At 70.6% G+C, this 12,062-nt stretch carries 7 protein-coding genes; 2 read left to right on the top strand and 5 right to left on the bottom strand.

The window, feature by feature from the left end:
• The 5 genes from FPZ47_RS15425 to FPZ47_RS15405 form a co-directional block, all read right to left on the bottom strand.
• On the bottom strand, positions 1-2,865 hold a 2,865-nt coding region (locus FPZ47_RS15425; RefSeq protein WP_145039487.1), incomplete at its 3' end, for a bifunctional [glutamine synthetase] adenylyltransferase/[glutamine synthetase]-adenylyl-L-tyrosine phosphorylase.
• 69 nt (positions 2,866-2,934) lie between these two features.
• Positions 2,935-4,275 carry a type I glutamate--ammonia ligase gene (glnA, locus tag FPZ47_RS15420; RefSeq protein ID WP_144948498.1) on the bottom strand — a complete coding sequence of 447 codons (1,341 nt, stop codon included), beginning with the start codon at positions 4,273-4,275 and terminating at the stop codon, positions 2,935-2,937.
• A gap of 102 nt (positions 4,276-4,377) precedes the next feature.
• Positions 4,378-5,952: an alpha/beta hydrolase gene (locus FPZ47_RS15415; RefSeq protein ID WP_168209461.1), complete on the bottom strand. Its 1,575-nt coding sequence runs from the start codon at positions 5,950-5,952 to the stop codon at positions 4,378-4,380.
• A gap of 129 nt (positions 5,953-6,081) precedes the next feature.
• Entirely contained in the window at positions 6,082-7,644 is a 1,563-nt protein-coding gene (locus FPZ47_RS15410) for an alpha/beta hydrolase (protein ID WP_144948492.1), read from the bottom strand.
• A gap of 31 nt (positions 7,645-7,675) precedes the next feature.
• A complete protein-coding gene (locus FPZ47_RS15405) occupies positions 7,676-9,100 on the bottom strand; it encodes a WS/DGAT/MGAT family O-acyltransferase (protein ID WP_144948489.1) in 1,425 nt (474 codons plus the stop codon).
• A gap of 149 nt (positions 9,101-9,249) precedes the next feature.
• Here FPZ47_RS15405 and panB point away from each other — a divergent pair, with 149 nt between their 5' ends.
• Together panB and FPZ47_RS15395 are read left to right on the top strand one after the other, a co-directional pair.
• A complete protein-coding gene (gene panB, locus FPZ47_RS15400; protein WP_144948486.1) occupies positions 9,250-10,095 on the top strand; it encodes a 3-methyl-2-oxobutanoate hydroxymethyltransferase in 846 nt (281 codons plus the stop codon).
• A 441-nt stretch (positions 10,096-10,536) separates the two neighbouring features.
• On the top strand, positions 10,537-12,042 hold the full coding sequence (locus tag FPZ47_RS15395; protein ID WP_144948483.1) for a CYTH and CHAD domain-containing protein: 1,506 nt from the start codon (positions 10,537-10,539) through the stop codon (positions 12,040-12,042).
• Positions 12,043-12,062 lie beyond the last annotated feature (20 nt).

Genomic DNA, 12,062 nt, shown 5'->3' with positions numbered 1-12,062 from the left:
CCGACATAAACACACTGAATATCGTCGGCTGCTTCTTTTGTTTATAAGACACCCCCCCCCCGCGTGGCGCTGCTGGCCCACGGGGGGGGCGGGCATCCGGCGGCCCGCGGCGATCACGTCCAGCGACTGCAGGGTCGAGGTGTTGTGCAGGGCTTCGATCTCGTGTGCGTGCCGCAGTTGCAGCAGCTGCACGGTCCATTCGACGTCGGCCAGTCCCCCGCGGCCCAGCTTGGTGTGCGTGTTGGGATCGGCGCCCCGCGGCAGCCGTTCGGACTCGACCCGGGCCTTCATGCGGCGGATCTGCTGGACCGCTTCGGCCGACACCCCGTCGGCCGGATAGCGCGTTTTGTCGGCCATCAGCAGGAACCGCCGGCCCAGCTCCGCGTCGCCGGCGACCGCGTGCGCGCGCAGCAGGGCCTGGATCTCCCAGGGCTGCGCCCACTGCTCGTAGTAGGCGGTGTACGCGGCCAGCGTGCGCACCAGCGGGCCGCTGCGGCCCTCGGGCCGCAGGTTGGCGTCGACCTCCAGCGGGGGGTCGACGCTGGGCGTGCCCAGCAGCGTGCGCGTCTGCTCGGCCACCGACGTCGACCACCGGATGGCCAGGGCGTCCTCGACACCACGCGCCGGTTCGCAGACGAACAGCACATCGGCATCCGAGCCGTAGCCCAGCTCGGCGCCGCCCAGCCTGCCCATCCCGATGACGGCGATCGCCGCCGGCGCCGGGCCGCCCTCGGGCAGGTTGGCCCGGATCATCGCGTCCAGCGCGGCCTGCAGCACGGCCACCCACACCGATGTCAGCGCCCGGCACACCTCGGTGACCTCGAGCATGCCGAGCAGGTCGGCCGAACCGATGCGGGCCAGTTCCCTGCGGCGCAGCGTGCGCGCGCCGGCGATCGCGCGCACCGGGTCGATGTAGCGGCCGGCCGCGGCCACCAGCGAGCGGGCCACCGCGGCGGGGTCGGTGTCGAGCAGTTTGGGGCCGTTGGCGCCGTCGCCGTAGCTCTGGATCACCGTGGGCGCCCGCATCAGCAGGTCCGGCACGTACGCGGAGGTCCCCAGCACGTGCATGAGCCGCTTGGCCACCGCCGGCTTGTCCCGCAGCGTGGCCAGGTACCAGCTTTCCCCGGCCAGCGCCTCGGACAGGCGCCGGTAGGCCAGCAACCCGCCGTCGGGGTCGGGCGCGTACGACATCCAGTTCAACAGCCGGGGCAACAGCACCGACTGCACCCGGCCGCGCCGGCCGCTCTGGTTGACCAGCGCCGACATGTGCTTCAGCGCGGTCTGCGGCCCCTCGTAGCCGAGTGCGGCCAGCCGCCGCTCCGCAGCCTCCGTGCTCATGCCCCGCGAGATCTCCAGCCCCGGCGGACCGATCGACTCCAGCAGCGGCTGGTAGAAGAGCTTGGCGTGCAGCTGCGACACCCGCAGGTTCTGGTGCTTGAGTTCCTCGCGCAGCACCCCGGCCGCGTCGTGCCGGCCGTCGGGCCGGATGTGGGCCGCACGCGCCAGCCAGCGCACCGCCTCCTCGTCATCGATCTCGGGCAACAGGTGGGTGCGCTTGAGCCGCTGCAGCTGCAGCCGGTGCTCGAGCAACCGCAGGAACTCGTAGGAGGCGGTGAGGTTCGCGGTGTCCTCGCGGCCGACGTACCCGCCCGCACCCAGCGCGGCCAGCGCGTCGACGGTGGACGCCACCCGCAGCGACTCGTCGCCGCGGCCGTGCACCAATTGCAGCAGCTGCACGGCGAACTCGACGTCCCGGATCCCGCCGCTGCCGAGTTTGATCTCGCGGGCGCGGACGTCGGCGGGCACCAGCTGCTCCACCCGGCGGCGCATGGCCTGGACTTCGACCACGAAGTCGTCGCGCTCGCAGGCAACCCACACCATCGGCATCAGCGCGGCCAGGTAGCGTTCGCCGAGTTCGCGGTCGCCGACTGCCGCCCGGGCCTTCAGCAGCGCCTGGAACTCCCAGGTTTTCGCCCAGCGCCGGTAGTAGGCGACGTGCGACTCGACGGTGCGGACCAGCTCGCCGGCGCGTCCCTCGGGCCGCAGGGCGGCGTCCACCTGGAAGAAGGCCGTCGAGGCCACCCGCATCATCTCCCCGGCGACGCGGGCGCTGACCGGGTCGGCGCGCTCGGCGACGAAGATGACGTCGACGTCGCTGACGTAGTTCAGTTCGCGCGCACCGCATTTGCCCATCGCGATGACCGCCAGCCGCGGCGGCGTGCCGTCACCGCACACGCTCAGCTCGGCCGTCCGCAGCGCGGCCGCCAGCGCGGCGTCCGCCAGGTCCGACAGCTGGGCGCCCACCACGGTGAACGGCACCACCGGTTCGTCCTCGACGGTCGCGGCCAGGTCGAGCGCGGCCAGGACCAGCAGGCGGTCGCGGTACAGGTGCTGCAGCCGCAGCACGGCCGGGCCGGGCCCCGCAGCCGGACCCGCCGGCGAGTGGTCGGACATCTCCTCGACGCATCCGACGAACGTCGCGCACAGCTCCTCGCGGGAGGGCAGTTTGATCTTGCCGCGCAACAGTTTCCAAGACTGCGGGTTGGCGGCCAGGTGATCGCCCAGCGCCAGCGACGAGCCGAGCACCGCGAACAGCCGCCCGCGCAGCGCACGTTCGCCCAGCAGCGCGGCGCTCAGCTCCTCCCACCCGGTGTCGGGGTTCTCCGCCAGCCGCGCCAGGGCGCGCAGCGCGGCGTCGGCGTCCGGCGCGCGCGACAACGCCCAGAGCAGGTCGACGTGGGCCTGGTCGTCGTGGTCGTACCAACCCAGCTGCGCCAGCCGTTCACCCGCGCGCGGATCGACCAACCCGAGCCGGCCCACGCTGGGCAGCTTGGGGCGATGCGTTGCGGGTTTGGTCACGACCACGACCGTAGCGCAACCCGCGCGCCGCTCAGGCGAACCGAGCTACCGGGACAAGAGCTATAGGGACAAGACCTATAGGGACAAGTAGGTGCTCAGCTCGTAGGGCGTGACCCGGCTGCGGTAGTTGGCCCATTCGGTGCGCTTGTTGCGCAGGAAGAAATCGAAGACATGCTCCCCGAGGGTCTCGGCGACGAGCTCGGAGGACTCCATGCACCGCAGCGCGCTGTCGAGGCTGGTGGGCAGCTCGCGGTAGCCCATCGTGCGGCGTTCCTCGGGCGTCAGGTCCCACACGTTGTCCTCGGCCTGCGGCCCCAGCACGTAGCCCTTCTCCACCCCGCGCAGCCCGGCGGCCAGCAGCACCGCGAACGCCAGATACGGGTTGCACGCCGAGTCCGGGCTGCGCACCTCGATCCGCCGCGAGGACGTCTTGTGCGGCGTGTACATCGGCACCCGCACCAGGGCGGACCGGTTGGCCGCCCCCCAGGACGCGGCGGTCGGCGCCTCGCCGCCCTGCACCAGCCGCTTGTAGGAGTTGACCCACTGATTGGTGACCGCGCTGATCTCGGACGCGTGCTCGAGGATCCCGGCGATGAACGACTTGCCGACGTCCGAGAGCTGCAGCGGGTCCTCGGTGCTGTGGAAGGCGTTGACGTCGCCCTCGAACAGGCTCATGTGGGTGTGCATGGCCGAACCGGGGTGCTCCTCGAAAGGCTTGGGCATGAACGTCGCCCGCGCGCCGTTCTCGATCGCCACCTCCTTGATGACATAGCGGAACGTCATCACGTTGTCGGCCATCGACAGCGCGTCGGCGAAACGCAGGTCGATCTCCTGCTGGCCCGGCGCGCCCTCGTGGTGGCTGAACTCCACCGAGATGCCCATGAACTCCAGCGCCTCGATCGCGTGCCGGCGGAAGTTCGAGGCCGAGTCGTGCACCGCCTGGTCGAAATAGCCGGCGCGGTCGACGGGAACGGGCACCGACCCGTCGTCCGGGCCGGGCTTCAACAGGAAGAACTCGATCTCGGGATGCACATAGCAGGAGAAGCCGAGATCATTGGCCTTTTGCAGCTGGCGGCGCAGCACGTGCCGCGGGTCCGCCCACGACTGCGAGCCGTCCGGCATGGTGATGTCGCAGAACATCCGCGCCGAGTGGTGGTGGCCGGCGGGGGTGGCCCAGGGCAGCACCTGGAACGTCGACGGGTCCGGAATCGCCACGGTGTCGGATTCCGAAACCCGCGCGAACCCCTCGATCGAGGATCCGTCGAAGCCGATGCCCTCCTCGAAGGCGCCTTCCAGTTCCGCCGGGGCGATGGCGACCGACTTGAGGAAACCGAGCACGTCGGTGAACCAGAGCCGCACGAAACGGATGTCCCGTTCCTCGAGCGTGCGCAGGACGAATTCCTTCTGCCGATCCATATCTCGCACAGTATGCAACCCCTGTTAATTCTGTGTTACCACTGTTGATCTATGCCCGCTCACATCCGGTGCGCAGCGCAGGCCCGCCGGCCGGGACCGGCCTCACGGGCGACACCGGAGCGAGGGCGGAGGCAGGGCCACGCCGAGCAGGTAACGCACCACCGCGGTGTCCACGCACTGGTCCCCGTTGAAGACCGCGGTGTGCTGGGTGCCGTCGTAGGTGATCAGCGGCGCCCCCAGCTGACGGGCGAGGCTGACCCCGGCCTGGTAGGGGGTGGCCGGGTCGCGCGTCGTGGACACCACGACGACCTTGCCCGGTGCGACCGCGGCCGCGGCGTGCGGGGCCGACGTGGCCGGCACCGGCCACAGCGCGCACAGATCGCGGGGGGCGGTCCCGGTGAACGGCCCGTAGCTCAGGAAGGGGGCCGCCCGGCGGATCTGTTGATCGGCGGCAACCCAGCTCGCCGAGTCCGCCGGCGTGGGCGAGTCCACGCAGCGGATCCCGTTGAACGCGTCCTGGTCGTTGCCGTAGTGCCCGCTGCGGTCGCGGCCCTCGTAGTCGTCGGCCAGCATCAGCAGGTCACCGGCGTCGGTGCCGCGCTGCAGCCCGAGCAGGCCACTGGTCAGGTACTTCCAATGAGAGGGGGTGTACAGCGCGTTGATGGTTCCGGTGGTCGCGTCGGCGTAGCTGAGGCCGCGCGGGTCCGCGGTGCGGCCCGGCTTGAACACCAGCGGGTCGACCAGCGCGTGGTAGCGGTTGACGAACTGGGCCGGGTCGGTCCCCAACGGGCAGGACGGCGAGCGGGCGCAGTGCAGGGCGTAGTCGTTGAACGCGGTTTGGAATCCCGCCATTTGGCTGATGTTTTCCTGGATGGGCCCGACGGTCGGGTCGATGGCACCGTCGAGCACCATCGACCGCACATGCTCGGGGAACGCCTCGAGGTAGGTGGTGCCCAATTCGGTGCCGTAGCTGTAGCCGAGGTAGTTGATCTGGTCGTCGCCCAGCGCCTGACGGACCATGTCCATGTCGCGCGCGGCCGAGGCGGTGCCGACGTTGGCCAGGAACTCGGTGCCCATGCGGTTCGCGCACTGCTGGGCCAGCTGCTGGTACAGCTGCTCGATGTGGGCCACGCCGGCCGGGCTGTAGTCGACCATGGGTTCGCGCCGGAACGCGTCGAACTCGGCGTCGGTCCGGCACCGCAGCGCCGGAGTCGAGTGGCCCACGCCCCGCGGGTCGAAGCCCACCATGTCGAAGTGGCGCGCGATGTCGGTGTCTTCCAGGTCCGAGGCCATCGCGGCCACCATGTCCACCGCCGACGCCCCCGGGCCGCCGGGGTTGACCAGTAGCGATCCGATCCGCTGGCCGCTGGCGGGCACGCGGATCACCGCCAGCTTGGCTTGCGCCCCAACGGGATTGCGGTAGTCGACCGGGACCGCGATGGTGGTGCACCGCGCACCGGCGGGAATGTCCCTGGTGCCGTTCAGAAACAGGTTGCAACTGCCCCAGTTCTGCGCCGCCGCCGCGGCAAGCGGCGGTGCGGGACTCGGGGTCTGGCCGGCGCCGGGCTCCGGCGCCGCACCGGCGACCGGCAGCACCGAGGGTGATTGCGCCCCGAGCAGGAGTCCGAACGAGAGCAGCGCCGAGCTCAATGATCTCAGGCGCGACATGGCAGTCATCGTCGCAGCCGCGGATACCCGTGGCGGCGCGAAAGGATTACGCCTTGGTCTCGCTCTCCTCTGCGCCGATCGGGCGCAGAGCGCGAAAATCGCCAAACTGTCGCAGTCAGTGCGCGTTCGGCGCGGAATTCAGCACTTGGCCCCGCGCGGGGGCGTGTCCCCGCCGACGAGGTAGGCCGTCACGTAGTTGTCGATGCAGCTGTCGCCCTGGAAGACGACCGTGTGCTGGGTGCCGTCGAAGGTGAGCAGCGAACTGCGCAGCTCGTTCGCCAAATCGACGCCGGCCTTGTACGGCGTCGCCGGGTCGTGGGTGGTCGACACCACCACCGTGGGCGCCAGGTTGGGCACCGAGATGGTGTGCGGCTTGCTGGTGGGGGGCACCGGCCAGAACGCGCACGTGCCCAGCGGGGCGTCCCCCGTGAACTTTCCGTAGCTCATGAAGGGGGCGATCTCGCGCGAGCGCCGGTCCTCCTCGATGACCTTGGCCCGGTCCTTGATCGGCGGCTGGTCGACGCAGTTGATCGCCACCCGCGCGTCGGTGGCATTGGTGTAGTGGCCGCGCGAGTCGCGCCTCATGTACATGTCGGCCAGGGCGAGCAGGGTGTCGCCGCGGTCGTTCTCGAGCTCGGTCAGGCCTTCGGTCAGGTGGTGCCACAGCGTCGGCGAGTACAACGCCATGATCGTGCCCACGATCGCGTCGCTGTAACTCAACCCCCGCGGGTCCTTGGTGTGCGCCGGCCTGCCGATCATCGGGTCGTTCGGGTCGACCAGCGGGTCGACCAGGCTGTGGTAGACCTCGACGGCCTTGGCGGGGTCGGTGCCCAGCGGGCAGGTCGGCTTCTTCGCGCAGTCTGCGGCGTAGTTGTTGAACGCGTCCTGAAATCCCTTGGCCTGCCGCAGGTCCGCCTCGATGGGGTCGGCGTTGGGGTCGACGGCGCCGTCGAGGATCATCGCCCGCACGTTCTCCGGGTAGGCCTCGGCGTAGGCGGCGCCGATCCGGGTGCCGTAGGAGTAGCCGAGGTAGGTCAGCTTGTCGTCGCCCAGCGCCGCGCGGATGGCGTCCAGGTCCCGGGCGACGTTGACCGTCCCGACGTTCGCCAGGAAATTCAGGCCCATCTTGTCGACGCAGCGGCCGACGAACTGTTTGGTCTCGTCCTCGATGTGGGCCACGCCGGCCGGGGTGTAGTCGACGTCGGGCTCGGTGCGCAATTGGTCGTTGTCGGCGTCGGAGTTGCACCAGATGGCCGGCCGGGAGGATCCCACCCCACGGGGGTCGAACCCGACCAGATCGAACCGCTCGCGGACCCGCTTCGTCAGCGACTGGACCACGCCCAGCGCGGCCTCGATGCCGGACTCGCCGGGGCCGCCGGGATTGATCACCAGCGAACCGATCTTGTCCCCTGTCGCGGGGAAGCGAATCATGGCCAGCGTCGCCACGTCGCCGCCGAGATGGTCGTAGTCGACCGGCACCGCCAGCCTGCCGCACAGCGCGCCGCCGGGGAGTTTGACCTGACCGCCCACCGTCCGGCACGGTGTCCACTCCACCGCCTGGCCCAGCTTGGGTCCCGCCATCACCGCACGCCCGCCGACGACGCGGAAGCAGCCGGCGAGAAGAAGCGCCACGGCGGCGACCGTCGTCCAGATCAGCAGCGTGCGCGCGACCTTGTCGCGGCGAGACAGGCTCATGCCCACCTATGCTGCCAGAGAAGGGCCAAGTTGCTGGTTAGCGGCGCCCGCCGGTCGGCTGTCCGGTCGCCGCGAGCAGCTCTTCCATTCCCACCTTGAACTCGTCGGCGAGTTCCCACAGGTCCGGTAGCAGGTCGGGGCACGAGATGAGCCCGACGTCCAAACTGCCCCGCAGCGACATCACGGTGATGTTGAGACCCGAGCCGTGGAAGATCGGGCCGAGCGGGTACATCGCTTTGACGTCGCAGCCCAGGAAGTACAGCGGAAGCTGCGGACCCGCGACGTTGGACACCACCAGGTTGTGGACCGGCATGGTCTCGGTCAGCTTGGTTCTGGCGTAGAGGCGCATCGCGAGCCCGAAGATGCCCGGGGCCGCGAATTGCGACCAATCCTGCAGCAGCGTGGCGCCCAGGGCCGAACTATGCTGCTTGGCAACCGCATTCGCTTCGGCGATGGCCTTCAGCCGTTCTGCCGGGTCACCGAGGTGGGTTTGCAGGTTGGCGAACATCCCGGAGATCTGGTTGCGCCCGGGACGGTCGGACTTGCCGTGCACCGACACCGGCACCATCGCCACCAGCGACGAGTCGGGCAGCCCGGCACGCTCGCCCAGGTACTGGCGCAGCGCCCCGGAGACCAGGGCCATCACCACGTCGTTGACCTTGACCCCGAAGTGGTTCTTCACCGCCTTGACGTCGTCGAGGTCCAGTTCGGCGTAGGCGATGTTGCGGCGGCCGCTGATGCTGGCGTTGAACGCGGTGCGCGGCGCGGCGAACGGGCGCGCCATCGTCTGGCCCTCGCGCGCCTTGCGCAGGGTCGTGACCATCGACGACACGGTCTCGGGCACCACGCCGGCCAGCCGCAACGGCCGGGCGGCGAACCGCAGCAACCCGCCGGCGGCGATCCGCCACCCGGTGGCCCCGCCGACGCCGTCGGCCGCATCCGGCGCGGGGGCGTCGGGCTCGGTGCTGCACAGCTTCTCCATCAGGCTGGCGCCGGTCACCCCGTCCACCCCGGCGTGGTGCACCTTGGTCATCACCGCCAGGCGACCTCCCGGTTCGCCCACGCGGTGACAATCGGTGCCCGCCACCCCCTCGATCACCCACATCTCCCACAGCGGCCTGCGGCGGTCCAGCGGCAGCGACGCGATGTGGCCGCAGATCTCGGACAGCTCCGCGCGGCCCCCCGGTGGCGGCAGCCCGATCCGGTGCAGGTGACGATCGACGTCGAAGTCCTCGTCGTCCACCCAGACCGGGTGGTCGAGATTCAGCGGACTGTTGGCCAGCTTTTCGCGGAACTCCGGCATCGCCTTGATCCGCAGCGACAACGCGTCGCGAAGCCGGTCGAAGGTGTAGCCTCCCGGCATCGTGGCGGTGTCCAGTTCGAGGACCGAGCAAACGTGCAAGGGCTGCGACGAGGTTTCCAGGTAGAGGAAGCTTGCGTCCAGGCCGGTGAGGCGCTGCATGCGCAGCATGGTATGTCTCACATCCGCCCGACGGTGCGACTGCGCAAAAGAAATGGCAGAATGTCGGGGGTCAGACGAACCCGGGGACCCTTCCAGGATTGCCACCTCGAGGGCCACGAGGATCGACCCGACGACCTTGAGGGACAATGATGTCTGAACAGAACGTCTACGGCGCAAGCTCTTCCGGGCCGTCCCGGCCGCTCACCAAGATCCGCACCCACCACTTGCAAAAGATGAAGGCCGAAGGCCACAGGTGGGCCATGCTCACGGTCTACGACTACTCGACCGCCCGCGTTTTCGACGAGGCCGGTATCCCGGTGTTGCTGGTCGGCGACTCGGCCGCCAACGTGGTGTACGGCTACGACACCACCGTGCCCGTCTCGATCGACGAGCTGATCCCGCTGGTGCGCGGCGTGGTGCGGGGAGCCCAGCATGCCCTGGTGGTCGCCGATCTGCCGTTCGGCAGCTACGAGGCCGGGCCGGCCGCGGCGCTGGCCTCGGCCACCCGCTTCATGAAGGAGGGCGGCGCGCACGCCGTCAAGCTCGAGGGCGGCGAGCGGGTCGCCGAGCAGATCGCGTGCTTGACCGCGGCGGGCATCCCGGTGATGGCGCACATCGGCTTCACGCCGCAGAGCGTCAACGGCCTCGGCGGATTCCGGGTGCAGGGCCGTGGGGACGCCGCCGAACAGACCGTCACGGACGCGATCGCCGTCGCCGAGGCGGGCGCGTTCTCGGTGGTGATGGAGATGGTGCCCGCCGAGCTGGCCACCCAGATCACCGGCAAGCTGACCATCCCGACGATCGGGATCGGGGCCGGCCCCAACTGCGACGGCCAGGTCCTGGTCTGGCAGGACATGGCCGGGATGAGCGGCGGCAAGACCGCCCGGTTCGTCAAGCGGTTCGGCGACGTCGGAGCCGAGTTGCGGCGCGCCGCAATGCAGTACGCCCAAGAGGTGGCCGAGGGGAGCTTCCCCGCCGACGAACACTGCTTCTGAGCATTCCCCGGCCTCCGACACGCCGGGGCCGGGCGCGAATCCTGCAGACCGGTCGCTGCGTGCGGCCGTCTGCCCGCGAAAGTACCTGTCGCCTTGCTCGTTTCGCTCCAAACGTGCGATCAGCGCAGCGGGCCAGAGCTCCACGTTCGACCCGCCGGCAAAGGTCAATCCTGTTACCAACGCCGAAATCCGTTGCATGACAGAATGTTAACGATCACTCCCGGAAACGATCCCGCGCGCCGGACGATCCTGAAGTTGCCGGAGCCGCCGGGGGCAGGCTGCGCGCCGGCCCGAGCGCCGCGCGCGGCCGGGGCTGTCGGGGCGGGCGACGCACCTGCGCCCGTAGCCGTCCGCGCCCGGGAGCGACGGCGAGGCTGCGTGTACATTCAGCACCGTCCACGACGTACCCGATGGCGCCGCCGCGCCCGCCACGGAGCCGAGATGCCTGCAAGAGCGCCCAAAGCCTCGCGTTACCTGGAGGTGGAGCGCAAGTTCGACGTCGCCGACTCGGCGGTGTCGCCCTCCTTCGACGGGATCGCCGCGGTGGCGCGCGTCGAGAAGTTGCCGACCCAGTCGCTGGACGCCACCTACTTCGACACCCCCGCCCAGAACCTGGCGCGCAACAAGATCACCCTGCGGCGCCGCACCGGCGGGTCCGACGCAGGCTGGCACCTGAAGTTGCCGGCCGGGCCCGACGCCCGCACCGAGGTCCGCGCGCCGCTGGATGCCCCCGACGGTGAGGGCGTGCCGGGCGAGCTGCGCGACATCGTGCTGGCCATCGTGCGCGACCGCCCCCTCACACCGGTCGCGCGCATCTCCACCGAACGCGAGACCCGGGTGCTGTACGGAATGGACGGCGCGGCGCTCGCGGAGTTCAGCAACGATCACGTCACCGCGTGGTCGATCGGCGCGTCCCCCGCCGAGCAGCCCGCCGAGCAGGAGTGGCGCGAATGGGAGCTCGAGCTCGTCACGACGGACCGGGCCCCCGACACCGAGCTGCTGACCCGGCTGGGCAATCGACTGCTGGACGCCGGCGCCGCGCCCGCCGGCCACGCCTCCAAGCTGGCCCGGGTGCTCGGCCCGACGGTGCAGCCCGACGACACCGGGCCGCCCGCCGACCCCGTGCGCCACGCGGTGGCCGAGCAGGTCGGCGCGCTACTGGTGTGGGATCGGGCCGTCCGGGCCGACGCCGACGACGCCGTGCACCAGATGCGGGTGACCATCCGCAAGATCCGCAGCCTGCTCGGTGAGTCGCCGGAGTTCGCGTCGTCGGCCGACGCATGGGTGCTCGACGAGCTGCGGGAGCTCGGCAATGTGCTGGGCGGTGCCCGAGACGCCGAGGTGCTCGGTGCGCGGTACCGGCAGGCGCTGGACGGGCTGCCGCCCGAGCTGGTGCGCGGCGGGGTCCGCGAACGCCTGATCGAGGGCGCCCGGCGCCGCTATCAGGCCGGGTTGCGCCGGTCCCTGGCCGCGATGCGATCGCAGCGCTACTTCCGTCTGCTCAACGCCCTGGACGCGGTGGTGGCCCATCCCCCGGCGGCCGTGGCCGGCCGGGACGCCGCGCCGGTGACCATCGACGCGGCCTACCAGAAGGTGCGCAGGGCCGCCAAGGCCGCCGCCCGTGCTCCCCAGGAGCATCGCGACGAAGCCCTGCACCGAATCCGCAAGCGCGCCAAGCGCCTCCGGTACACCGGGGCCGCGACCGGCGCGGCGGAGGTGTCCGAGCGGGCGAAGGCGATCCAGACGCTGCTCGGCGAGCACCAGGACAGCGTGGTCAGCCGGGAGCACCTGCTGCGGCAGGCCGACGCCGCGCACGCCGCCGGGGAGGACACCTTCACCTACGGCCTGCTCTACCAGCAGGAGGTCGACCTGGCCCAGACGTGCGAGCGGCAGGTCGACGACGCGTTGCGGGCCCTGGACAAGTCGGTGCGCAAAGCGCAACGCTGAGCCGTTGGCCGCGAAGGTGG

Origin of the sequence: Mycobacterium helveticum, assembly GCF_007714205.1 — a bacterium.
GTDB classification, from domain to species: Bacteria; Actinomycetota; Actinomycetes; order Mycobacteriales; family Mycobacteriaceae; genus Mycobacterium; species Mycobacterium helveticum.
Note: the sequence above shows the minus strand (reverse complement) of the source record. Positions and strands in the feature narration are given on the sequence as shown.